Raw genomic sequence first — 24,588 nt, forward strand, 5'->3', positions numbered from 1 at the left:
CGACGTGCTAAAGGCCTCGCGTCGCGTGAGTAAGATAGAGTCAGTCGCAGCGCCGGTTCAATGAGTCTGCCCGCAAAACCGATGACTATGGGCATCCGGGCACTCTGTAGATCTCAGAAATAACCTGCATCGTTGCGTCTTCGATCATTCCTTCATTACGGCATAAAACCCAGCCGTGATCTGCAACTTCCCGCTCGAACGCCTGGGTACAGGCGACATGATCTTCCAGCTTATGAATCACCGTACTACTTAGCCCACGCGGTCGGGCTGCGGCCCTCGCCCATGAAATATCAGGCGCGGTAACCACCCCGACATGCAGGTCTGGCATTCTCACATTTCGTTCAATGTTAAGCTGTAAAATCTCTGCAAATGGAACCATCCGGCGAAACGCGGCTTCCGACGGGTACCAACGATCCATCAAGATAATGCTGTCCGGTGGCTGTTTAGTCAGCACATGCCGGGAAATCCATGCACGGCTATCAGCAAAGCGCTCACAAACCTCCAGCTCCAAATCCCGGGAGGGATTTCTGGCGAGCCTGTTCACGAGGGCCATTGTTTCCCTCCTGTAAGGATCGCTTTTTTTCTCGCAAAGCCGGACCACCTTCTTGTTGTCAGCCCTGAGTACTTTCGTCATGGCCTCCAACAGTGTGGTTTTGCCGACCCCCTTGGGCCCATCCAGAGAAATAAACAACGGACGACTCATTCCTGAAATGACGATTGATACAGGGTTTTTGTAAAGCTCAAATCTGGCAAAAGCATCTTATTTCCTTCAGATGAACAGACACTGATGAACATTCCGGCAAGGGTTCTGACTCACGGGTTGTGACCTGCACGGTGTAGTTTAAGGGATCCGCTTAGCAAACGGAAAACATCCCACGTTAAGCCTCACAAATTCATCACCATGCCAATAGCAGCGAGCTTCTGGATAAGTTTTACTTTATATATCGTCCTCTCAGCCAGAACCTTTCAGGTTCAAAACTGTATTTAATCGAAATTTTATGTAAGCTGACACACTCATGTACTAGTCAAGTGGATTGAAGATGAATTTTTTGTCAATTGAAGATGTTAGAAATCGAATCGATCAGATTGATCGCGAACTGGTTAAGATGATCGCGCAACGCAGCGAATGTGTTAAAGCTGCAGCAGCTTTCAAAATTGACCACTCAGCCGTTCGCGCGCCTGACCGCGTCCAACAGGTCATCGACAAGGTATGTCAACAGGCCACTGAAGCAGGACTTCCCGAAGTGATTATCGAAAAGGTCTACCGGACAATGATCGGTGCGTTTATCGATTATGAACTCGAGCAACACGACCAGCTCCGACAGGAAAAACGCTGACATCATGCGCCAACATACCATTCAACTTCTCCCCCTTACTGTAGCGGGTATCGAGGCGGTAAACGCCAACAGCGATATCTCTTTTGGGCGGCATACTCACGACCAGTTCGGCATTGGTTTGATGGACAGCGGCGGGCAAAAATCCCTGTATACCGGTGTGGCTTACCTGCTGTTTATGGCGTGGCAAACGCTACGGGATAAGACACTTTTATCCGCTGGCTGCCCCGGGTTAGCGTTATCTCATCGCGCCTTGATACAGCAGGCTGTGGTTGCCAATCTTCTTAATCCCAAGCTTTCGCTATTTTTCCTGGCATTTCTTCCGCAGTTTATCGCCGCCAGGGATGTACACCCCACACAGAGCATGTTGATTCTTTCTGCAATTTTTGCGGCCATGACTTTTGCTGTGTTTTCTCTGTATGGCATTTTTGCTTCGGCTGTTAGTCATAGTGTATTAGGAAATCACAGGGTGATGACCGGCATTCGTTGGGGTGTAGCGCTGGCCTTTACTGCAGTTGGGATTCGACTGGCGATGGCCGTGCAATAATAAATATTCGTATTAGATAGCACTGGAAAAAAGTGTGTTTATAAGAGCTATTGGATGTCCGAATTTGGCACTAACCGGCCCGCTACGTTGGAAACGTCGGCTCTGAGCGAAGAGCTGACGCTACTCCTGGAAATAAATACTTATTAGCCATAAACATGAACAAATAAAAAAGCATCTGCTATAAATATCAGCATGCATTGTGTTTTGAAATCAATGAAGGTGAATGAGATGGCTGATGAAAACATGCTCATTACTGATAGTAATGAGCTTGAGCAACTTTACGGTGCGGTAGCAAAGCCTTCTTTAACAAAGGTGACAGACCATATTCATCCTGCCTACCGCCCCTTTATTGAAGCATCAACATTTGTGGCGCTTGCAACATCGGGACCTGATGGTCTGGATGTATCGCCAAGAGGTGATCCTGCAGGCTTCATTTACATCGAGGATGCTAAAACTTTATTTTTGCCTGACCGCCGGGGTAATAACCGCATTGATAGTCTACGCAATATATTAAATGACAATCGGGTTGCGCTTCTCTTTTTAATTCCCGGCATTGGCGAAACTTTGCGTATAAGTGGCACAGCTGAAATACGTAAAGACCCGGCTTTGCTGGATAAATTCGCAATCAATAATCAATCCCCTAAAACGGTATTGCGCATTTCAGTGGAAAGCGTTTTTTTCCAGTGTAGCAGAGCGATCATTCGCTCAAAACTCTGGGATCCTGCCGCACAAATTGACAGGCAGGCTCTGCCCAGCACAGGAAGTATCCTGAGTATGATCTCACAGTCAGAAATTGATGGTTTGGCTTACGACGAGGCCTTGCCGGAGCGATTGAAAAACACACTTTACTGATTGTAATGTTGGGCGACTAAATAACATCAGCATCGATATGCCGAAGTAGCCAACAATCCCCTGATACCCCGGAGAAACGCAGGGAATGCGAACCTGGATTGACAATCCTTAACCCTCAGGCAATCTTTCATCTGATAGATGAACCCTGTGAACTTCAGAATTGAATTAATTTTTTCAGCCCTGCTTGCCGGGCAGAGCAGTGACTTTTTGCCCCTGCGCAACAGCAGAACAGCTCAGAGCCAACAAAAGTGATAAAGAAATCCCGGCTTTCATCAATGACCCTCTCTTTTCGGCTGCATTAAATTTTGCGCCACTATTGCTGATAAGGCGCGTTAACCGCGCCACCCTCACAATCCATTTTCATCGCACTCAGCTCCCTGGTTGATTCGCAAGGGTGAGAGTCGTGGCGCTTGTTCAGGCAGTGGCGGTACGATGCCATCAACAACATGAGGAACATACGGTGCTTCCAGCGCTGCAATTTCTTCTGGCGATAATGTCAGCTTAAGTGCTTCCACGGCGGTGGACAGGTGCTCCGCTTTAGTGGCACCGATTATAGGTGCGGTAATCACTGATTTTGACAGCAACCATGCAAGTGCAACATGTGCACGAGGAACACCCCGCCCGGCGGCCACCTGCGCCACAACCTCAACCACTTTCCGGTCCTGCTGCGCGGCATTTTCATACATTTTCAGTGCAAAGACGTCGTTCTGCGTTCGGGTGGTGGTTTCACTCCAGTCGCGGGTCAACCTGCCGCGCGCCATCGGGCTCCAGGGAATAACACCCACGCCCTGATCCTCACAAAGCGGCAGCATTTCCCGCTCTTCTTCCCGGTACAGTAAATTGTATTGCGGTTGCATAGAGACAAAGCGCGTCCAGCCGTTACGCTCAGCGACATGCTGCATCTTTGCAAAACGCCAGGCTTCCATTGAGGATGCACCGATATAGCGAACTTTCCCGGCTTTCACCAAATCGTGAAGTGCTTCCATGGTTTCTTCAACAGGTGTGCCGTGATCAAAACGGTGAATCTGATACAGATCCACATAATCCATACCCAACCGGGTCAGGCTGTCATCGATAGACTGAAACAGCGATTTTCGCGAGAGAAAACCGGTATTGGGTGAGTTACGCCATGGGAAAAATGCCTTAGTAGCGACGACAATTTCATCCCGGTACGCCATATCGCGTAGCGCCCGACCAACAATTTCTTCTGAGCTTCCACCTGAATAAATATTAGCCGTATCAAAAAAATTAATTCCCGCCTCAAGTGCCTGGCGAATCAACGGTCGCGAAACACTTTCATCAAGCGACCACGGCTGAGGAAGGCGTTCCGGTTCGCCGTAACTCATGCATCCCAGACACAGTCGTGAGACTTTCAGGCCACTGCGCCCCAGGTTTACATACTGCATAATCATCTCCCTGCCACGTTATTTAATGAAGATTGCGACGTCTGTTATTGCCAGTTGCCCACCATTTTCGGGATGAATTCACGAATATCATATTCAGCGAGATTGGGGTGATAGGCGTCTTCGCTCAGAATAGCGTCCAGCTCTTCCCGGCTTTCAGTCTGAGCAATAATCACCCCTGCTCTTTCGCGATCGGAATAGGGACCGATGAGAACAAACTTGCCTGCATTGAAATACTGCTGAAACCAACTGACATGGCGTGTGAAAAGCGCCTCATGCTGAACAGCCGTGATATCGCCATTCACCGTAATATTGATGAGATACATTTTCCCTCTTCTCCTTTACACAGCCATTTTTAAAGCAGGGGCAGTTTCTTTAATCGCGGTAATCAGACGCGCGGCATGAACTCTTGCCAGTGTTCTCTGTTCCAGGACTTTAGCTTCATCACGTCCTGCATAGCTGATGCCAAAGGTGTAAACCGGATCCTGCAAATCCAGATTGCACAGCAGTGCCGTGGTTTCAAACGGTGTGATGTATTGCTGAATGTCGTGACCGAACAAACCTTCAGGGGAATACAGACCCTCTGGTGCTCCGGCGGTAAAGGAAATGATCAGCTTTTTGCCACCCAGTTTTGCGGTTGAGCCATGGGCAAAGCCGTGAACTAATACCTGGTCAATCCACAACTTCATTAACCCCGGCACTGAATACCATGAAAAAGGAAACTGCCAGACAATCACATCAGCTTCGAGTAAGGCTTGCTGCTCCCGTGCCACGTCGATCCGGTAGTCAGGATACAGAGCATCAAGACAGCGAATTTCAGCTTCGGGCAACGCTTTTGCGACTTCATCCAGGATAGTGGCGTTACCAATGGATTCACTAAGATTCGGATGACCTGAAATAATCAGTACATTTTGCATTTTTGGCTTCTTTAACAGGGGTTTGTTTTACTGTAAGTGAGTATAACCAACCCTGATTCTGTTTTTTAGAGCAGCAATAGCTCATACACTCTTAGCCAATAGCTAATAATCTAACTTTGTTTCCTCTGCTGGGGGTCGCCATGAACAATGTCATTTACAACCAAATCCGTATTTTCCAGAGCATCGCCCGTGAAGGCAGCATCACTGCTGCGGCCAGGAAGCTTGAGATAACGCCACCTTCGGTCAGCAAAGCGCTAAAACTGCTTGAGCAGCATATTGGTCACCCGCTTTTTGTGCGCACCACCCGGCGCATTGAGCTGACGGATGCCGGGGAACAATTGTTGCAACAGACATCGCGGGCTGTGGCGTCACTGGAAAGTGCGGTGGAAAGCATCAAAGACCTGAATCAGGAACCCTCCGGGCTGGTCAGAATTACGCTGTCACGCTTTGCCTACCTGCTTATCCTGAAGCCCTTTATGGCAGAGTTTTGCCAGAGCTACCCCGGAATACAGCTTGAGATATCCGTTTATGACGGAACAGTAAACATGGTTGATGAACGTTTTGATTTGGGCATTCGTTTTGGCGATATCCTTGAAGAGAGTGTTGTGGCCCGCCCGTTGATGAAACCGTTTCGTGAAGGTTTGTATGCTTCTGCGGCCTATCTCGCGGAACACGGTACGCCCAAACTGCCAGCGGACTTGCATCAGCATCAACTCATCGGCTACCGCTTTATTACCAATAACCGCCTCCTCCCTCTGATGCTGGAAGATAAAGGTCAGCAATTAACCGTTGAGATGCCAGGGCAGCTCATCAGCAATGATATTGATGTCATGGCAGATGGCATACGCAGCGGTCTTGGAATTGGCAGATTGTTTGAGCCGGTGTATGAATTGCAGCCCGATAAAGAGCAGTTTATCCCGGTGATGATGCCTTACTGGAAGACCTATCCACCGGTTTATCTCTACTACTTAAAAAACACCGGCAAGGCAAAACGAGTCAAAGCGCTGATTGATTTTTTAATGATGAAAACCAAAAAATAGCTGACGACATAACCTGTTAAAGGTCCACATCCGTTTGAAGCGCTAAACAGCGCTACAGGTATATCGCTGCGTGCGCCGTAGCCGTTAAGGTCAGGAGCAATAACTGGCCGACCACCCGGAGGTCTGTGAAATTTCGGATCCCTCAAAGTACCGGTTAAGCCGTTGAGAAATATGACAGGTGCGATGTTACCTCAGTCTTTTGGTGGTTTTGACAGGATAAGAATTCAAATTTAGTTTATTTATTAGCCAGCTCATGGCAAAAGTGATCCAGTCAAAGGAGCCAAATTTAAGAAGCCCGCTTAGGAAACTCAGCGGGCTTCTTGCTTTTCATGCTCCGGTACTATGCCTTTATGGCTTTGATGCAATCAGTGAGTGTGAAATTTCCGAAGACAGCCACAGATTCCATGCATTAGCATTTAGGTAACTTTATGATTTTTCCATACCATTTCTGAGAAACCCGCTAAGGACCAGACTGCATTTGTTTAACATCAGATATTGAAAACAGTACGGCAACGGCTGTCATCTTCATTCCAGGCATCATTCACTTCGCTTAATGGCCGAATACGAAATGGGACTGAGAAATCACTCAAAGCAGCAGCTTGTAATAGTTCACCAACCGAAGCGACCAGTTCAGCATCAGATACGCTGCCAAGTCCGCTCCCCATCAGGGTCAGTCCTGATGAGCGTAGTAATTTGCTATGTAATGATATTTCTTGTCCACTTAATGAGCCGATCTGCACAAAACGCACCAGTCTGGCACCTCCGGCAGCGGCAGACTTCATAATATCAAGCGCACTCTCCCCCCAGAGATAATCCAAAACGACATCAACACCCTGTTCCATGAGTGCCGGGAGTTCATGCGATAATTCATCCACCGTAAGCGTGATATCAGCCCCCTGAGTACGGAGTTTCGCCAGGACTTCAGTATTACGCCCAGTCGCGATGATTTTCCCCGCGCCCAGGTGACGAGCGATACGCACCGCCAGACCGCCGGAGGTGCCTGTCGCGCCATTGATGAGAACAGTTTCCCCTTTTCGCAGCTGCGCCCTGCGCGTTAATGCTGTCCAGGATGACATTCCGGGATTACCAATGGCGGCTGCCATTGAGAGATCAAGTGTTGCCGGGAGCGGCACAATACTTTTAGGCGTAACCAGGGTCATCTCAGCCATACTGCCAAAAGGGGAGCTCAATGCGAAAAAAAAGACCGGGTCTCCGTTAGTCAGATAACCTGCGCCATCAATTCCGGGTATAAACGGATATTCCATTGCTGAACTGTAGTGTGTTCCCGCGGCCCGCGACTTGGCCAGTTGACTGATTGCAGCGGCTTTAACGTTGACCACTATATGCTGCTCATCTCCCTGAGGGTCCATGAAATCACCGTAAATCGGCGTTTCGCCTTTGCCATTAACAAGTGCTGCTTTCATTAAGTTCACCTTTAGCTCAAGAAATATATGTGTACAATGCACACATTATTCCCACTCCCGGATGCCGTCAATGAAAAGAGTGCAAAATACACATAAACCCGATTATTTTGATGATTTACATGATACGTTGCTGGCTATCGTCGGTGCTTTCAATCGGCCGCAACGTGATGAAATAATGATAAAAAACTCCGGTATTAATATTGACCGTGCATTATTTCCACTGCTGGTCCTGATAGGCCGCTTTGGCCCTATAGGTGTAGGAGAACTCGCTGATCGGGTGGGGCGGGATTATACGACGGTAAGCCGTCAGGTAACTAAACTCGGGCAAATGGGCCTAACCCATCGACAGAGAAATGTTAAAGATAAGCGAATTAACGAAGCGGTCGTTACGCCTGAAGGAAAAATGATGACCGATAAAATCGATCACACGCGAGCACTCATTTATAACGACATCTTCAATAGCTGGCCGGACAATGACCGCGTCGAATTCGAAAGATTATTGAAAAACTTCGTTCATGATTTTAATGCATTGGAACCCATTAAGTCCGTTTGATCCGGACTTATGAATATGCAGGCGAAGTGCGCAATAAACTTAGCCTGCACGTAAACAGCCGTACATGGCAGGGTCCGCTAGTCTACAGCTCCACGCTCCTACCCTCCTCCCAAGGCCTTGTAAAGGGTAATAAGACTGTTTTGCTGCGAAAGTCTGCTCTGAATCAGAGACTGTTGCGCAGAGAATAATGTCCGCTGCGCATCCAGCACATTCAGGTAGTCCGTCGCACCGTTAGCATAGCGATGGCTCATCACCATTCCCAACCCTACCGTGATGTGTTGAGCATGTCTGACTCATTCAAAGGCACTTGCGCTGAACGCCTGCGTCAGCGGCTTCTCTTTGCCTTTGAGAAAATATCAAAGGACAAAAAAATCCAGCAAATGCTGCGCTTGTCTTTGACTGAGGGTGTACGTCTTCCGGAAATTGTTGATCGTCATTATGACGAATTCGTAGAGCCTCTGGCAGGAGCAATAGGCAGCTTAATCTGAAATATGCTGCCCGGTGCTTTGTCAGGGGATAATGCGTGCCGCTCTCAGTTGCGTGAACAGGCTGAAAAACATTTCGTGGGTGGCCTGCATACGGGTAAAGCCTGCCCGGCGCAGCTTGCTGCCATCACCAAACATGTCGTAATCCCAACCAAACACAAAATCTGCAAAACTCCCGTCGTTCAGCTGTAAAATGTCAGTTTCCATCAACCGCTGCCCGGCAAGTTCACGCCATGTCGTGCGGTAGTCCTTAAACAACTGATGAAATGACAGCCGGACCGGCGGTGCGTATTCCAGCTCAAACCAGCGCACGATATGCGGCCAGAGCTCGCTCCAGCGCCAGATGTCACCGTTATTCACGTTGAAAGCCTGGTTCTCTGCCGCAGGCGAGGTTGCAGCCCACAATGTCGCCTCTGCCAGCAACCCGGCGTCAGTATGATCAACGATGCTATGCCAGGTTTGTTCTGAACCGGGAAAGCGGAGAGGTAAATCCTGAGCCTTACACAGCGACGCATACAGTGCGATGCTCATTGCAAGATTCATGGCATTGCCGGGCACCGCGCTGCCAACCACACCCGGCCTGATTGCATTCCAGTGCCACGTTTTCCCACGCTGAAAATGGCTGAGCCATGTGAGCTGAGCCGCGTTAAATTCTGCGCCGGGTATGGCGGGATCGCTTTCACGCGCCGGGGTTTTGAACGGTCCAAGATGTGCGCCATAAACTTTGTATCCTTGCATCAGGCTTACAATCTGGAGGGGTGCCGTTTTCTCAATGTTACTGACCAGATTGCGCAACATGGTGACGTTCGGTTCAACCATTTCTGTCCAGTTCGCGGCGTTCACCCAGGCGCTGTAAAAAATATGGGTGATGCGGCTGAGTGGTTGCAGTGCCTGCGCGCTGTTTTGCGCATCCAGTAAATCGACGTTTACAACCTGAATATTATCAGGGTGAGATAATGCATTGCGGCTCAGCCCGATAACCTCCCACTCATTTTGCAGAAGTGTTTCGACAAGCTGGCTGCCGACAATACCGCTGGCGCCGGCGACCAGCGCGACCTTTTGTTGCTGCGTCTTATTCATGGTGTTTCTCCAGAGAAGGTGACAGATACAGTGTGATATATTATTTTTTTCACACATATCCCATGAAACTGATGGCACTTATAAGCAGAATCATTAAATGAATAATAAGCTCAATGCCATTGCCACCTTTCTGCGCGTAGCACAAGCAGGCTCTTTTTCTGCAGCCGCCCGCCAGAGCGGTATGAAGCAATCTGCGGTCAGTCAGCAGATTGCCGCACTTGAGGAGGAGCTCGGTGTGGTATTGCTGCATCGTACAACGCGTGTGATGGCGCTTACTGAGCAGGGAGAAAGTTACCGGCGTGATATGCAGCTTTTGCTGGAGGCCATGCGGGAAGCAGAAAGGCGTCTGAACCCTGCCGATCACCACTGGCATGGCAGGGTTCATGTGCAATTGCCGAGCGGGCTGGGCCAGCTCTTTTTACCCCATCTGCTGACGCTTCAGAAAATGAACTCAGGATTGCACCTTACGCTTTCACTTGATGACCGCATCGCCGATCTTGTCACTGAAGGGGTGGATGTCGCGCTGCGCTTGACCCATGAGCCTCCGCAAACGCATGCGGCGCGCGTGCTGGCACGTATTGAAACGGCGCTTTTTGCCGCCCCCGGTTTTAAACCGGTTCATTCTGTGAGTGAGCTGGCGGCACATCCACATGTGCGATTCAGCGGCATCGCGCCGGAGGCACCACTACGGTTAGTTTCTGATAGTGAAACTATCGACATCAAAGTTAATACCGTGTTCCGGGCTAATACCAGTGAAGCGCTGTTACAGGCGATAGAGTCAGGCATGGGTATCGGTGGCATGCAGCTACCGCTCGCGGCCAGGGCTTTGCAAGCCGGTACGCTGGTTCCGGTCTTACCCGCCTACCGGTTACCTGATCGCTTCCTCTATGCGGTCTACCCGGACGCCCGCTTTATCCCGCAGAGGGTCAGAAGCATTATCACTGTAATCGAACAATTACTGCCTGAGATGACGGAGCCTTTACGCATTCTATAATGCTTTTTTCATAAAAATACGGCTCGTGCCTTCCGGTTGACAGTCAATACGCCCAACCCCTTCCCTCCCATCAACATGAACTCCCCCCACAAACGCCGGCTTCAATTCAGAGAGTGGAAGACCCTCACTGTGGGTAACGCGCTGATTGACGCATTTATTGACCGGGGCTTATGCGATCTGGCAAAGGAATTTGCGTTCCCTTTAACCTGGCTCATAGACATGGTGATGGCGGGACTGCGCGCGGGGGCACCGCTACGCTCTGTTTCTCAATAGACGACGGCAAAGCGTGCATGCAGAAACTTCCTGCGATATCAATATCGTTGTATTACTGTCTGCTGAACTCTACCTCTATTTTATCTGTATCCCCCATCGCGGGGAGTGTCCCGGGATTTACAACGTTCCCGATGGGGGTGTAGCGATATGAAGAGTCAAATGAGGCATAGAATAAAACCAATGTTTGCGTTCCGTACAACATGAGATCACCGGCATGAAGGGTCCCCGGCCGCACCGGGCTGGAAGGCAAGCGATGGGGCAGTTCGGCAAATTTCTCGTTACCATTTAACTCAGTCATTTCGAGTTGCAGAGGTAACATATTAACAAAGGATTTAGCCGCCGGATTGTCATGAATTCTGACTTCAAATGGTTGGCCATTAATGATCATTCTCGCCTTCATGACGTTATCCTTACGCAGTGTGGTGTCGGCATGGCTTGCAAAAGCGCACACCCAAAGCAGGCTCGTGAGTAAATATTTCACATGACCTCCGGAAGAGCAGCCACACCCGGTAGGATGTGGCTTTGGCGTTTAACTGAGGTGAGTTTTAAAGAATGACGCCAGCTTGGCGAAAGGGATCAAATCGGTACGGTCATACAAATCGACATGGCCAGCACCCGGGACGATATACAACTCTTTCGGCTGTCCGGCACGTTTGTAAGCATCTTCGCTGAATTCCTTCGAATGCGCCTGGTCGCCGGTGATGAAAAGCATCGGGCGCGGAGAAATCGTTTCGATATCATTGAACGGATAGAAGTTCATAAACTTCCCTATGCTGCTCAGCATCGGTTTTGTTGTCAGCTCTTCTTTCTCGCCCTGTGGCGTATAACCCCCCCGTGATGTGCGATAGAAATCGAAGAATTCCCGCTGAACCGCAGAGGTTGAATCATCGAGCTTGTTCACGGTTCCGGGAATATAGGCAATATCGCCGCCTTTAAACTCGACCAGCCGTTGTTCTGTAGCCGACTTAATAAACGCTTTGCGCTGTTCAGGCGTCACGGAATGATTAAGACCATGACGGAACACAGACCCCATGTCATACATGCTGACGGTGGCAATGGCCTTCATTCTCGGGTCAATTTTGGCTGCACTGATAACGAAGCTGCCGCTACCACAGATACCCAGTGCACCAATTCTCTGCGGATCAACATAAGGCTGAGTGCTGAGATAATCGACTGCAGCACTAAAGTCATCCGCATAGATTTCAGGGGAAATCAGATGACCGGGTTTGCCGTCACTCTCCCCCCAGAAGGAAAGATCAATCGCCAGCGTCACGAACCCTTGTTCCGCCAGTTTCTGGGCATACAAATTTGAGCTTTGTTCTTTCACCGCCCCCATCGGATGACCAATGACAATAGCGGGATGCTGCACGTCTTGCTTCATCCCTTTCGGTATAAACAAATTACCGACGACTTTCATTTGATACTGGTTTTTAAAGGTCACTTTTTGCCGGGTGACCTTATCGCTTTGGTAAAAGTTATCTGCTCCGTTAGACATATCGGCTCCTGTCGCAGCAAACGAGCTGATTAACAGCCCTAACAGCAGGGTAAATACTTTCATTGATGAATCCTCAGTGGGTTGGATGGATATCTTTACGTGACGTTAATAAAGCCAGGGCAGCCGCGATGACGAGTAAAATGACACTGATGAGAAAAGTGCTTTGATAACCACTATGGTCAAAGGCAAAACCCCCAAGAGTGGAGCCCATAGCGATTGACAGTTGCACGATGGCGACCATAAGACCTCCGCCCGCCTCCGCATCTTCCGGCAGGGTTCTGGCAATCCATGTCCACCATCCGGTGGGGGCCGCCGTGGCGATTAATCCCCACAACCCCAGCAACGGCGCAACGACCCATACACTGTTTCCAAAAGCAATCAGCGCCCCGGCGATTGCAGCCATCAGCAAGGGAATGGTGATAAGTGTGGGATAAAAGGCGGTCTTCAAAAACGTGCCAATCACCAGGGTGCCGATAAAGCCCGCCATACCGATGGTCAGCAAAATGAGCGACAGCGTGGTGATATTTACCTGCGTGACTGTCTCGAGGAACGGGCGCAAATAGGTGAATAAGGAAAACTGCCCCATAAAGAACAATCCGCAGGCGGTAAGGCCAGCGGCCACAAGCGGGTTAGCAAAAAGACGAAAAACATTGGCAGTCCTCTTACCGGCTTTCTCCGTGGTCATTGCAGGCAGGCTGAACCACTGCCATATAAAGGCAATGACCGCCACCGGAACGATGCAAAAGAACGCCCCGCGCCAGCCGATGACAGACCCGAGATAACTCCCCAGCGGAGCGGCTATAACGGTTGCCAGCGCGTTACCGCCGTTAAAAATAGCCAGTGCACGGGGAACCCGATGCGCCGGAACCAGGCGAATAGCCGTAGCGGCAGAAAGTGACCAGAATCCTCCAATCGCGATACCAATTAATGCGCGGCCCACCATGTAAATCAGATAACCGGGTGCCAGCGCGATAATTGCACCGGAAACGGCCATCAGCAACGTCATGCTCAGCAGCAATACCTTGCGGTTGAGTGTTCCGGCCAGCGCAGAAATGGAGAGACTGGTCAGTACCGCAAACAGACCGGAAATCGCGATCCCCTGCCCCACGCGTCCCTCACTGACACCTAAATCGGCTGATATCGGCGTCAGCAAGCTCACAGGCATAAATTCCGAAGCGATGAGTGCAAAGACGCATAACGTCATCGCGAAAACCCCGCTCCAGTAAGCGTGCTCTTTTTGACGTTTTGTATGACTCGGCAATGCGGACATAAATAGTAATTCCCAATAATCCAGGGTTATTTGCACACCCGCTGAACGCTATTCGCAGAAATAACGTAAAAAATAAAACGTGAAATAAAGATGAAAAAATAAGAGCGTTAATCTTCCCTCGCGGAATAAGCTCTTGTTGAAAATTTTACACGCGGTGTGCATCATTACTAGCTAATGGATACTGAATGGGCTTATAAGCATTACTTATTAATAAGGCGGGAAGGACTTTATGAAACGCAACCTGAACGATCTTCTTTATTTTATTACGGTTGCCCGTGAAAGCAGCTTCACCCGCGCCGCTGCAAAGCTGGGCGTCACCCAATCCGCACTGAGCCAGGCGATTTCGGCACTTGAAGAGGATATGCAAATTCGCCTGCTGACGCGTACAACCCGTAGCGTATCGCCGACCTCTGCCGGAGAACGGTTGCTACTGACCATAGGCGATCATGTTGATGGCATACTCGCCGAGCTAGACATGCTGACTGAGATGCGTGATAAACCCGCAGGAACTGTTCGCATCACCTGCGGCCCCCATGTTCTGAAAACCATACTGTTGCCCAAATTATCGCCTCTGCTGAAACACTATCCGGATATCAGACTGGAGTTTGATGCTAACCACGGTTTTCGCAACATCGTCGCCGACAGGTTTGACGCGGGTGTCCGTCTGGGTGACACCATCGATAAGGATATGATAGCGATACCGATTAGCCCGAAGTTGCAAATGGCTGCGGTTGCATCGCCTGAGTATTTTGCTACCCATGCGATGCCGCAAACGCCACACGACCTTCTCCAGCACAACTGCATTAATATGCGGCAAGCGACGTCAGGGGGACTTTACGTCTGGGAGTTCGACAATGAAGAAGGCCCGGTAAATGTCCGGGTTACCGGGCAACTGACGTTTAATACGTCAGCACACATGGTGGACGCGGCATTAGCCGGGCTTGGCATTGCTTTTCTGCCGGAAGAAGAGTTTGAATCACATATTGAGGAGGGGCGCCTGATACGCGTACTTGAACCGTGGTGCCAGCCATTTCCCGGCTATTACCTGTATTATCCCAGCCGTAAGCAACCCTCACCCGCATTTTCACTGGTCGCTGATGCCTTACGCCACAAGGCATAGAAAAGCCCGCGGGCCTTCAGGCAACGATGAGCGAAGAGATGACCAGATCTTGTTATGTTAGCCAGTGGCAGGCCGACATATGGCGTCTAAATTTCCATGCCCATGATGTGCAACTTACTTATCTGTGATTCCGTTCTGAAGTCAGTATCAGTTATGTGTCGCATGCCTGAAGCTTCATAGAATTTACGAGCGCGATCGTTTTTCTCTCTCACCGAAAGCCACAAAAATTTCTTATCTTGCTTTTGCGCAGCTGTAACGATTTCTTTAAATATTTCTTTTCCAAAGTGTTTACCCGTCGCTTCCGGTGCAAGATAAAGCCGGTCAAGCGATACCCCAGAAATAGCCGTTCCCGGAATCGTATTGATCCACGTGAGTTTGGCAAATCCAACCGGTTTATCGTTTTGCGCCAGAAACCAGCAAACTTTTGGATCCCTTAGTCCGTCATTGAGTGCGGACAAAGAGAATTCACTTTCCAGATACGTATTCATTTCGCGCTCTGACAACCACATATGTCTGAAGTGCGCCGGATATATATTGAAAGCCAGGCTGCGCAACAGGCTGGCATCTACCGGGTGGGCGATTCGTGTATTGATGTTCATGCAGAAACCTTAAACCAGCAATAAATTGGAATGACTTAACATATCAAACTTACTTTAATAACGGTCGAACTCTTCAGCAAGGGTATTCATCACTGCCCTGACTCTTGCAGTGTGCGACAGATCCTGATGCATAACCAGCCAGACCTCATAAGGGCTTTTACGCGTTCTTTCTGGCCACAGGCGGATAAGTTCCGGGTACATTTTCGCAAGGTAATCGGGCAGCTCACCCAGGGCCAGCCCTGCGCGAATAAACGTTGCTAACATCATGCTGGAGTCCAGCTCTGCCACTACGCGTCCTTTATGTCTCGGTTCTCCTGCCAGCAGTCCATCCTGAGAGCGCGTAATGCCTGACTGGTAAAGCGCGATACGGTGCCCGTCAAAGCCTTTGCCGGGTTCTGGTATGCCAAACCTGTCGATATACTTATGCGTCGCAAAAAGTCCCACCTCCCTGGAGGCCAGTTTACGGGTAATCAAATCCGGCTGTTCTGGCCGAATGGTGCGTACCGCTATATCCGCTTCGCGTCGGCCGATATCCAGCAGGCGTGTGGTGGTGGTCAGATTTACCCGAATATTGGGAAAGTTATGCTGTACGCGCTCGATTGCCGGTAAAACAAAATCAATGGCCAGCGAGTCAGTGGCAGTCACATGCACTTCTCCTTCAAGCCGGTCATCATCCCCGGAGCCGCGACGTTCAAAGCTGACCGTCAGGCGCTCAATCTCTTCTGCAAGCGAGAGTATTTTTCGCCCGCCAGCGGTCAGAACCCAGCCCTGACGGCTTTTTAAAAATAGTTTACTCCCCAATAATTTTTCAAGCGTATTGAGTCTGCGGCCTACGGTAGTCTGATCAACTGAAAGCTGCTCAGCCGCGCTGCGTAAAGTACCTGCGCGGTATACCGCCAGGAAAATCCGGACATCATCCCAGTTCATCGTTCCTCATGCTGCATTTTTGCAGGTATTGCCTGCATGATAATGCATTTAAGCAGGATGAAACAGACGTTAAGCTACGCACTTCTTCTGCTGATAACCCTTTTCAACACCGGAAATTTTATGCCTCGACTCTCTTTTATTATTACCGTTGCTATGCTGAGCGCGTTCGGTCTCATCGCGTCCGATATTTATCTTCCGGCGATGCCAGATATGGCACGCGAATTTGCGGTGGATCCATCGCGGATATCTCAGACCATTTCAGCCTATTTACTGGCACTGGCCATATGCCAGCTTTTTTACGGTCCGCTTGCAGATCGCTTTGGACGAAAACCCGTACTGCTCGCTGGCATTGCGATTTACATTGGCGGATCGCTGGGATGTGCAATTGCTGAGAGCTATTCTTCTTTTCTGCTCTTTCGCCTGCTGCAAGGGGCAGGTGCAGCGGCTGGTCTCGTCATTGGTCGCACGCTGATCGCGGATACCTGTAATAAAGCCATTTCTGCCAGGGTCTACTCGGTCATCTATCCGCTGGTCTCATTGTCACCTGCAATAGCACCGATGATAGGGGGACATCTCGCCGCCACATTTGGGTGGCATACGGATTTCATTTTCGTCGCCATTTTCGGCATGGCTACCATGCTGATGATCATTTTCATGCGCGAGACGCGACCTGAAAATATCTCTGCTACGGCCTCGCCGTTTTCAGGATTTAGCGTTATTTGCGGCGATACGGGGTTCTGGCGTTATACGCTTATCGTCTGTTGCATCTACAGTGCATGGTTTATTTATCTGACTCAGTCTCCTTTTTTATTTGCGCAGCTCGGGATGAGTGAGGAGGCGCGAGGATGGCTCTATATTCCCTTAACGGCAGGTATTATCGGTGCCAATGTGTTAACGAAACGGCTTTTAAACTTCTGGCAATATGATCGCATTGTTACTGCCGGCATCATGTGTTTTGTGCTGGGTGGTCTGGCTTATGCCACAGTAATGTTTACGGCAGAAAAAGGGATTTTATCTATTTTGCTTCCTATGTGCCTGGTCAGTCTGGCAAACGGCTCCAGCCTTTCACTGGCAATATCCGGGGCAATCAGCAGCGGGCATGGTCATGCCGCCACGGCCTCCGGAATGATTGGTTTTATGCAGATAGGCAGCGCGGCTGTTTTTGCCAACTTCATAAGTGCAGAGTTTGGTTTCAGCCAGCCGGTACTGGGCTCTTCAGTTTTATTGCTGGCTCTCACCGCACTTGTGGCCTGCCGTAAACAGCGTATCCGGCGCCATCATATTCAATCCTCCCGTTGAGCCTCTGACCGGCTGTGAAGGTTGTAATGTTTATTTCTGTCTCGAAATAAGAGTAATTAATCAAAGTTCAAAATAGCGCATTATTTCCACTATTAACGAATTTTTTCAGGATTAACAAATAACAGGTCATCAACGATGCAATTTTCTTCCCGCAAATACATATCCCGGAGTTTTATATAAATAATGTATAAATAATGGCACAACACTCATTGAGTGCATGCCTTTTTTGATCATGCCAATATTCTCACGACTTCAAACGTCAAACAGTATTAACATCTATTTAATTAAAGGATATTTGCATGACAAATTTAAATTATAAACCGACAATCTGGACACGTGCTGATGCTCTGAAGGTCAACGAAAATGACCCGACCACCACACAGCCTATTGTTAGCGCCGATTTTCCGGTTATGAGTGATGAAGTATTCATTTGGGATACGATGCCGCTTAGGTCATTAGACGGCACGGTGGTTTCTGTCGACGGATGGTCCGTTATTTTCACGCTGACAGCGCAGCGTAATAACAATAATTCAGAATATCTCGATGCAGACGGAAATTATGATATTACCAGTGACTGGAATAATCGCCACGGGCGCGCCAAAATTTGTTACTGGTATTCCCGTACGGGTAAGGATTGGATTTTTGGTGGCCGCGTGATGGCAGAAGGTGTTTCCCCTACGACCCGCGAATGGGCAGGGACGCCAATTTTGCTCAATGAAGACGGCGACATTGATCTTTATTATACCTGTGTCACGCCAGGTGCGACCATTGCAAAAGTGAGAGGCAAAGTGCTGACCTCAGAAGAAGGCGTAACACTGGCCGGTTTCAACGAGGTTAAATCATTATTTTCAGCCGACGGCGTGTATTACCAGACTGAAAGCCAGAATACATACTGGAACTTCAGGGATCCAAGCCCGTTTATCGATCCTCATGACGGTAAACTCTACATGGTGTTTGAAGGTAACGTGGCGGGTGAGCGGGGTTCTCACGTCATTGGCAAACAGGAAATGGGTACCCTTCCGCCGGACCATCGTGATGTGGGCAATGCAAGATACCAGGCGGGCTGTATTGGTATGGCCGTCGCCAAAGATCTTTCAGGAGATGAATGGGAAATTCTCCCTCCTCTGGTCACCGCTGTCGGCGTCAATGATCAAACCGAACGCCCTCATTTTGTCTTCCAGGATGGAAAATATTACCTGTTCACGATCAGTCATAAGTTTACCTATGCGGAGGGTCTGACGGGGCCTGATGGTGTGTACGGTTTCCTGAGTGATCGCCTTACCGGCCCTTATTCTCCGATGAACGGCTCCGGTTTGGTATTAGGTAATCCACCTTCTCAGCCCTTCCAGACTTACTCGCACTGCGTAATGCCCAATGGCCTGGTGACATCTTTTATTGATAACGTTCCGACCACCGACGGTAATTATCGTATTGGCGGGACAGAGGCTCCTACCGTAAAAATTGTCCTGACCGGAAACCGTTCATTTGTAGAACGCGTGTTTGATTATGGGTATATCCCGCCGATGAAGAATATTATTTTAAATTAATGAGGTGATCTGCCTTTCCGCATACGCTTTGCGGAAAGGCAGTGCAACTGGATTAAAACGGCACCGGCCCCCCACGCTGGCTGAACGATTAAAGATTTATATTGATTCCAAAATCCCTGCCAATACATCTCCCGGCCTTTCAAGCACGGCCAGGTGAGTTCTGGCATTCTCCAAACGTTTCACCTCAAAAAAATCATGCGCCATAGCGAAACGCTGTTGTAAAGCAAGGTATTCGTCGTTTCTGTCGAGGGAATAGATATGGGTAGCCTTCGGTGGATTTTTGTGTTTTTCAAGGCGCTGGAGTGGCGAACCGTATGTCTGATAGGCATCGGCGATCACCTGCCCTGCAAGTCGCCACAACGGGTAGCTGGATTCAGACATTTCGGTTTTGAAATGATGGATCATGGTGGGTGACTCGCTTCCTGCCAGCCAAAATTCGTACAGCTGGTTCCGTGCAGACTGCCAGCGATCTTCATGCTGCATCTCGTTGATTGAAGTGAAAAACGCCGTTGCAGGCTGATTCATGATCCAGTCAAGGAATATCACCGCAGGCACACGTTCTTTCAAACTTTCGGCCAAATCAACCGCTATCCAGCTGGCATGTGCAACGGAAACCGGTACTACGCGGGTCAGACCGAGATGGTCAATGAGTGTCAAAGCGTCTGTTAATAACGCCGCACCGTCAAAATCCTTGCCATCGGTCGATGATTTTCCATGACCACGCCAGTCAATAATGACAACACGGAAAAAAGCAGCGGCCAGTTCAGAGAAGTCCTTGAAGACAGTTTTTGGCTGGCACCAGCCTGGCATAAGGAACAGCGTTGTGTCACCCGTACCGATATCCTGATAATCGATATCGCCATGCTCTGTATGCAAAATAGGCATGTTTTCGCCCCGTAGTGAAGTGAGTGGATAACTAACCTATCCGATCCCTCACCAGTTAAACAAGCATTTGCTTGTTTAAATAGCACTAATGTCTTATCTCACGAGAGATCGCTAACTGACCTTTTGATTAACGCGATTATTTTCGAACTGCATAATAAGACTCAGCGCAGCAGGCAAAACAGTCAGCGTGACGAAAGTGGCAACGATCAGCCCGCCGATAATCGCATAGGCCATCGGCCCCCAGAAAACCTGCTCAGCAATCGGGATCATTCCCAGTATGGCAGCGCACGCCGTGAGCAATATGGGCCGGGAACGGTGTTGTGCCGCCGCTTTGATGGCTTCATCGCGGTCAAGCCCCTCCCTGACGTTATTGTCCACTTCACTGATGAGGATCACCGCATTGCGGATAATCATGCCTGCTAATGCGATGATGCCGAGCAACGCAACAAATCCCATCGGCGTACCCGTCGGCAACATCGCCAGCACAATGCCAATCAGTCCGAATGGCGCCATGAACAACGCGAGAAGCATGCGGGAGAAGCGCTGCAACTGGACCATCAGCAGGATCAGCATAACAAACAGTGTGACCGGCAACACCGCGAACACCGAGCTGTTGCCTTTGTCCGACTCGTCCACCACACCGCCCTCCTCTATCGTATATTCCGGCGGTAAGCTTGCCCTGATACGTGAGACCAGAGGAGAGAGTTGTTGAGAAACAGCCTCTGCCCGCAGACCTGCAGCTAAATCCGTCTGTACCGTGATAAACGGCAGGCGCTGCCGACGCCAGATAACCGGGTCATCAACTCCCCAGACCGGCGTCGCCACCTGACTCAGGGGGATTTTCTGCCCGCTTGCCGTGGTGATCATCAGCCCGGACAGCGTGGTCAAATCCTGACGTTCGCGCTTATTCCCGCGCAGAACAACGTCAATCAGCCGGTTTTTATCCCTGACGGTGGTGACAACGCTGCCAGACCAGACAGTGTTGAGCAACGTGGCGAGACTTTCGGAAGAAACACCCGCCGCCCGTGCTGCGGTCTGATTCACCTGTAACGTGATGACCCGCTCAGGTTCACCGGCGGTCAGATTAACTTCGCGGGTCCGGGGACTGTTTCCGAGAACGCTGGCGAGGTGCTGCGCAATCTGCCTGACCTTCGCATAATCCGGTCCGCTGACGCGATATTTTACCGGCCAGCCGACCGGCGGCCCCAGTTCCAGCGGCGAAACGCGCGTCGTGATATCACTGAAATCCCGGGCCAAAATAGTGTCCAGTTGCGCACGTAACTTATCCCTGTCCTCCAGACTTTTGGCGACAACAACCAGTTGTGCCGTGTTCTCATCATCCAGTAACACGTCCATGGGCAGGTAAAACCGCACCGCGCCTGACCCCACGTAGGTAGAAAAATGATCTACGTTCGGATTGTCTTTCAGGGCGTGCTCCAGCCTCTCCGCCCGGCGTGCCGTGTCGCTTTGCGAAGCGTTACCGGGAAGCGTAAGGCTGACCAGCAGTTCCGGGCGATCGGACGCCGGGAAAAATTCGCCCTGCATAAACGTGGTCGCATAAGCGGCAAGCCCTAACAAAAGGCAGGCGAAACTGAGAGTCGCCACGCGTCTTTGCAAAACCTGATTCAGCAGACGCTGATAGAAACGCATCAGTCTGCCCTGTTTTTCAGCGTGTGATGCCAGTTTCTCAGGTAACAGCCAGGTTCCGATCAGCGGTGAAAACAGAATGGCCACTACCCAGGAACATAAAAGCGCAATCAGCACCACGGCGAAGAGAGAATAGCAATACTCTCCCGCACTTGAGGCGGCAAAGCCTACCGGAATAAAGCCCGCTATCATCACCAGCGTGCCGGTCAGCATCGGGAAAGCAGTCGTTTCAAATGCGTAAGTTGCCGCCCGCCATTTAGAATCACCGGCCTCAATACGGGAGACCATCGCCTCGACGGTGATCATGGCATCATCCACCAGCAGCCCCAGGGCGATGATTAATGCCCCCAACGAAATACGTTGTAACCCGATGCCGGCAAGCATCATGCCGATAAACGTCATCGCCAGCACGATGGGGATCGCCGCTGCCACCACCAGCCCGGCACGGGTGCCTAATGAGACGAAGGACACCGCCAGCACAATAACCACAGCCTCAATCAATACACGGATAAAGCCGCTTACCGCCTGCGATACTACGGCCGACTGATCCGCGACTTTAACCATTTCAATGCCGTGCGGGAGCTGTGCGCTAATCACGGCCATCCGGTCACTCAGCGCCTTGCCAAAAGAAAGCATGTTGCCTGTAGAAGCCATGGAAATGGCGAGACCGATCGCGGGCTGACCGTTGACCCGAAATGCCGGTGACGGGGGCTCGGCATCCTGGCGGCTAATGGTCGCGATATCCGTCAGCGGAATGTAGCGCCCGCTAATATGCAGCGTCACAGCGCGCAAGCTTTGCTCTGACGTCAGTGCGCCGCTCACACGCAAGGCAATGTTTTCACGATCGCTTCGCAAGACCCCCGAAGGTTCTACCGCATTTTGCGCCTTCAGTGCATCGGTGATTTGCTGGAGATCCAGCCCCATTCCCGCCAGTTGTGCCGGTGAAAATGCGAGAACAATATTCTCCTCCTGCACGCCCAGCAGGCTGGCTTTTCCCATATCCGGCAGCGACATCAGACTGCGGCTGATATCATCGACCTTGTCACGAAGCTCACGCGGCGTGAAACCTTCCGCAGTAAAGCCATAAATGGTGCCAAAGGTGTCATCAAATTCGTCATCCACCGAGGGACCCTGCACACCCGCTGGCAGTGACGGCGCGATATCCTGCATCTTTTTGCGCACCTGATACCAGATACCCGCAACCTCTGCAGGTGGCGTGTTATCGCGAAGATTGACGAAAATGACCGATTGCCCGGCGTGTGTTTCGCTTTGGACAAAATCAAGATAAGGCGTTTCCTGCAGTTTTTTCTCCAGCGTATCGGTGACCAGATTAACCGTATCCTCCACGCTTGCCCCCGGCCAGCTCGCGGACACCACGGCAGTTTTAATGGTAAACGCCGGATCTTCATTACGGGGGAGTTGCTCATAGCTGATGACACCCGCCGCCATTAACAGCAGCATAAAAAAGGCAATCAGTGACTGATGATTCAGCGCCCAGGCTGAAAGATTGAAGGCCCCGACCGGGGAAGACGGTTTCATTCGCTGTCCTCCCCGGGCATGACTTTTTCACCTTCACGAAGTTTACTCACACCGGCAATGACCACCCTTTCGCCAGGCTGTACACCGGCAGACAGGAATATTTCAGAGGTACTGTAACGCCCGATAACCACGGGCCGTAAATGCAGCGTCAGCGTTTTCTCATCAACAACAAAAACCGCCGGTTTATCACCGGATCGGGTCAGCGCAGAAGCAGGCAGTGCTGTCAGACGCGGACCTGACGCGTTAAGTGTCAGTTGAACACTGGCACCGAGTGCCATGGCCGGTGGCGGGTTATCGAAGGTGATGCGGAGGCGCCAGGTGCGGGTTTGCGGGTCGGCCTGCGGGCTGACGTCGCGGAAATGCCCCTGCGCAACCACGGAAGGGGCCGAAAGTAACGATATAGTAAACAGGCTGTCAGCTTGCTGAGGAACAGACTGGGGATCGGCCACATCAAATACGGCATCACGTATACTGCCACTGGCCAGGGTGATCACAGACTGTCCGGCACTGACCACTTGCCCTGCCGACGCGCTGACCTGGGTAATCACGCCGTCAGCCGGAGCCGTGAGTTTTGTCCAGGACACGTTTTCCTGCGCATTTTTGAGCGCATCTTCACTGCTCTGACGCTTCGCGCGGGCAGCCTGCCAGTCAGCTTGCGCACTATCAAGCTGCGAGCGTGCGATAGCCCCGGAAGGCATCAGTAACTGCATACGCCTGAGACTGAGCGCCGCAACCTGCTCTGCCGCGCGGGCACTGTTCAGATCAGCCTGCGCACTGCTGAACTGGTTGCGGCTGGTCTCGCTTTCTTGCGTGGCGAGAACCTGACCGGCGATCACACGATCCCCCACCTCAGCCTGCCGCGTCAGAATGCGCCCGTCCAGCCGGAACCCGAGCGTCACCTCTTCATGGGCGCGTATTTCACCCGTTTGAATCAGGGAACTCAAAGCAACAGGAGGCGGTGCGGAAATGGTGCGCACCGGCCTGACAGAGGGCGCTTGTTTATGGGCTTTGTCACCACAACCTGTCAGCACAATAGCAACGATGATCAGACAGGCGGCGGGAATGAAGGGAAGCATCCGACCGGTGGCGGATAAATGGCGAACGGCGTGACGCGCATAATCGGTGAAGGTAACAGCCATGACAGTCTTCCTGAATTGAGATGTCGCTATTCAATCCAATCACTGTCCAGATTCCCGTAATATTTCATCAAGAAACCGTCAAGATGCGCACTTTTTTGCAAGATGGCTGACCGGCGCAGTGACAGCGGACGTGCAGCATGTAAATCAACATCGGCAACGTCCACCGCATCGTCGTCTTCAATAATCAGCATCTGCCTGGTCTCCATACAGGTCATCTTG

Annotated in this window: 25 protein-coding genes and 1 pseudogene; 10 read left to right on the top strand and 16 right to left on the bottom strand. The window is 50.7% G+C overall.

Translation table 11 applies throughout. From position 1 onward, the window contains the following. Positions 1-85: 85 nt before the first annotated feature. Positions 86-703: a dTMP kinase gene (locus LC431_RS13055; protein WP_112151781.1), complete on the bottom strand. Its 618-nt coding sequence runs from the start codon at positions 701-703 to the stop codon at positions 86-88. Between the two features lie 337 nt (positions 704-1,040). On the opposite strand from LC431_RS13055, the gene LC431_RS13060 reads away from it, so the two are divergent. From LC431_RS13060 to LC431_RS13070, 3 genes are all read left to right on the top strand, one after another. Next, entirely contained in the window at positions 1,041-1,337 is a 297-nt protein-coding gene (locus LC431_RS13060) for a chorismate mutase (protein ID WP_013574966.1), read from the top strand. A 4-nt stretch (positions 1,338-1,341) separates the two neighbouring features. After that, entirely contained in the window at positions 1,342-1,881 is a 540-nt protein-coding gene (locus LC431_RS13065; RefSeq protein WP_223509969.1) for a LysE family translocator, read from the top strand. A gap of 228 nt (positions 1,882-2,109) precedes the next feature. Then, complete coding sequence (locus LC431_RS13070; protein ID WP_015689647.1) at positions 2,110-2,733, top strand: pyridoxamine 5'-phosphate oxidase family protein; 624 nt, start codon at positions 2,110-2,112, stop codon at positions 2,731-2,733. Positions 2,734-3,080: 347 nt separating this feature from the next. Here the strand turns inward: LC431_RS13070 and LC431_RS13075 are convergent, their stop codons facing one another. From LC431_RS13075 to LC431_RS13085, 3 genes are read right to left on the bottom strand one after another with little or no spacing between them, the layout of a single operon-like run. After that, a complete protein-coding gene (locus tag LC431_RS13075) occupies positions 3,081-4,139 on the bottom strand; it encodes an aldo/keto reductase (protein ID WP_223509970.1) in 1,059 nt (352 codons plus the stop codon). A 44-nt stretch (positions 4,140-4,183) separates the two neighbouring features. Beyond that, positions 4,184-4,462: a YciI family protein gene (locus LC431_RS13080; RefSeq protein ID WP_223509971.1), complete on the bottom strand. Its 279-nt coding sequence runs from the start codon at positions 4,460-4,462 to the stop codon at positions 4,184-4,186. Positions 4,463-4,477: 15 nt separating this feature from the next. Then, complete coding sequence (locus LC431_RS13085; protein WP_223509972.1) at positions 4,478-5,053, bottom strand: NAD(P)H-dependent oxidoreductase; 576 nt, start codon at positions 5,051-5,053, stop codon at positions 4,478-4,480. A 140-nt stretch (positions 5,054-5,193) separates the two neighbouring features. On the opposite strand from LC431_RS13085, the gene LC431_RS13090 reads away from it, so the two are divergent. After that, entirely contained in the window at positions 5,194-6,093 is a 900-nt protein-coding gene (locus LC431_RS13090) for a LysR family transcriptional regulator (RefSeq protein WP_013574959.1), read from the top strand. Positions 6,094-6,581: 488 nt separating this feature from the next. On the opposite strand, the gene LC431_RS13095 is transcribed toward LC431_RS13090, so the two are convergent. Then, complete coding sequence (locus tag LC431_RS13095) at positions 6,582-7,517, bottom strand: zinc-binding alcohol dehydrogenase family protein (RefSeq protein ID WP_223509973.1); 936 nt, start codon at positions 7,515-7,517, stop codon at positions 6,582-6,584. Positions 7,518-7,587: 70 nt separating this feature from the next. Here LC431_RS13095 and LC431_RS13100 point away from each other — a divergent pair, with 70 nt between their 5' ends. Continuing rightward, positions 7,588-8,070 carry a MarR family winged helix-turn-helix transcriptional regulator gene (locus LC431_RS13100; protein ID WP_013574957.1) on the top strand — a complete coding sequence of 161 codons (483 nt, stop codon included), beginning with the start codon at positions 7,588-7,590 and terminating at the stop codon, positions 8,068-8,070. A 98-nt stretch (positions 8,071-8,168) separates the two neighbouring features. On the opposite strand, the pseudogene LC431_RS13105 reads toward LC431_RS13100, so the two are convergent. Beyond that, positions 8,169-8,312, bottom strand: a pseudogene (locus tag LC431_RS13105) (TolC family protein); the annotation flags it as partial. 42 nt (positions 8,313-8,354) lie between these two features. On the opposite strand from LC431_RS13105, the gene LC431_RS13110 reads away from it, so the two are divergent. Next, on the top strand, positions 8,355-8,558 hold the full coding sequence (locus LC431_RS13110) for a hypothetical protein (RefSeq protein WP_015689645.1): 204 nt from the start codon (positions 8,355-8,357) through the stop codon (positions 8,556-8,558). Between the two features lie 21 nt (positions 8,559-8,579). On the opposite strand, the gene LC431_RS13115 is transcribed toward LC431_RS13110, so the two are convergent. After that, a complete protein-coding gene (locus tag LC431_RS13115) occupies positions 8,580-9,635 on the bottom strand; it encodes an SDR family oxidoreductase (RefSeq protein WP_119261458.1) in 1,056 nt (351 codons plus the stop codon). Positions 9,636-9,732: 97 nt separating this feature from the next. Between LC431_RS13115 and LC431_RS13120 the strand changes: the two genes are divergently transcribed. Further along, positions 9,733-10,629: a LysR family transcriptional regulator gene (locus LC431_RS13120; RefSeq protein WP_119261457.1), complete on the top strand. Its 897-nt coding sequence runs from the start codon at positions 9,733-9,735 to the stop codon at positions 10,627-10,629. Positions 10,630-10,954: 325 nt separating this feature from the next. On the opposite strand, the gene LC431_RS13125 is transcribed toward LC431_RS13120, so the two are convergent. From LC431_RS13125 to LC431_RS13135, 3 genes are read right to left on the bottom strand one after another with little or no spacing between them, the layout of a single operon-like run. Continuing rightward, positions 10,955-11,383: a cyclophilin-like fold protein gene (locus LC431_RS13125; protein ID WP_013574954.1), complete on the bottom strand. Its 429-nt coding sequence runs from the start codon at positions 11,381-11,383 to the stop codon at positions 10,955-10,957. Between the two features lie 48 nt (positions 11,384-11,431). Continuing rightward, positions 11,432-12,460 carry an alpha/beta hydrolase gene (locus LC431_RS13130; protein ID WP_217244271.1) on the bottom strand — a complete coding sequence of 343 codons (1,029 nt, stop codon included), beginning with the start codon at positions 12,458-12,460 and terminating at the stop codon, positions 11,432-11,434. A gap of 10 nt (positions 12,461-12,470) precedes the next feature. Beyond that, entirely contained in the window at positions 12,471-13,667 is a 1,197-nt protein-coding gene (locus tag LC431_RS13135; RefSeq protein ID WP_119261456.1) for an MFS transporter, read from the bottom strand. A 229-nt stretch (positions 13,668-13,896) separates the two neighbouring features. Here LC431_RS13135 and LC431_RS13140 point away from each other — a divergent pair, with 229 nt between their 5' ends. Beyond that, positions 13,897-14,787, top strand: coding sequence for a LysR family transcriptional regulator (locus tag LC431_RS13140; RefSeq protein WP_112197735.1), 891 nt, complete (start codon positions 13,897-13,899; stop codon positions 14,785-14,787). Between the two features lie 86 nt (positions 14,788-14,873). Here the strand turns inward: LC431_RS13140 and LC431_RS13145 are convergent, their stop codons facing one another. After that, on the bottom strand, positions 14,874-15,386 hold the full coding sequence (locus LC431_RS13145; RefSeq protein ID WP_112151772.1) for a GNAT family N-acetyltransferase: 513 nt from the start codon (positions 15,384-15,386) through the stop codon (positions 14,874-14,876). Between the two features lie 54 nt (positions 15,387-15,440). Continuing rightward, entirely contained in the window at positions 15,441-16,313 is an 873-nt protein-coding gene (locus LC431_RS13150; protein ID WP_037035909.1) for a LysR family transcriptional regulator, read from the bottom strand. Between the two features lie 36 nt (positions 16,314-16,349). Between LC431_RS13150 and LC431_RS13155 the strand changes: the two genes are divergently transcribed. Next, on the top strand, positions 16,350-17,612 hold the full coding sequence (locus LC431_RS13155; RefSeq protein WP_112151771.1) for a multidrug effflux MFS transporter: 1,263 nt from the start codon (positions 16,350-16,352) through the stop codon (positions 17,610-17,612). A gap of 299 nt (positions 17,613-17,911) precedes the next feature. Beyond that, complete coding sequence (sacB, locus tag LC431_RS13160) at positions 17,912-19,159, top strand: levansucrase (protein ID WP_126124746.1); 1,248 nt, start codon at positions 17,912-17,914, stop codon at positions 19,157-19,159. Positions 19,160-19,255: 96 nt separating this feature from the next. On the opposite strand, the gene LC431_RS13165 is transcribed toward sacB, so the two are convergent. From LC431_RS13165 to LC431_RS13180, 4 genes are all read right to left on the bottom strand, one after another. Further along, positions 19,256-20,044 carry an alpha/beta fold hydrolase gene (locus tag LC431_RS13165; protein ID WP_223509974.1) on the bottom strand — a complete coding sequence of 263 codons (789 nt, stop codon included), beginning with the start codon at positions 20,042-20,044 and terminating at the stop codon, positions 19,256-19,258. Between the two features lie 111 nt (positions 20,045-20,155). Next, positions 20,156-23,230 carry an efflux RND transporter permease subunit gene (locus tag LC431_RS13170; protein ID WP_223509975.1) on the bottom strand — a complete coding sequence of 1,025 codons (3,075 nt, stop codon included), beginning with the start codon at positions 23,228-23,230 and terminating at the stop codon, positions 20,156-20,158. Next, entirely contained in the window at positions 23,227-24,369 is a 1,143-nt protein-coding gene (locus LC431_RS13175) for an efflux RND transporter periplasmic adaptor subunit (RefSeq protein ID WP_223509976.1), read from the bottom strand. The genes LC431_RS13170 and LC431_RS13175 overlap by 4 nt, the downstream gene beginning before the upstream one ends. Positions 24,370-24,395: 26 nt before the next feature. Next, a complete protein-coding gene (locus LC431_RS13180; RefSeq protein ID WP_013574943.1) occupies positions 24,396-24,560 on the bottom strand; it encodes a hypothetical protein in 165 nt (54 codons plus the stop codon). Positions 24,561-24,588 lie beyond the last annotated feature (28 nt).

Origin of the sequence: Rahnella sp. GSA61A, assembly GCF_019969905.1 — a bacterium.
Classification (GTDB): domain Bacteria; phylum Pseudomonadota; class Gammaproteobacteria; order Enterobacterales; family Enterobacteriaceae; genus Rahnella; species Rahnella aceris.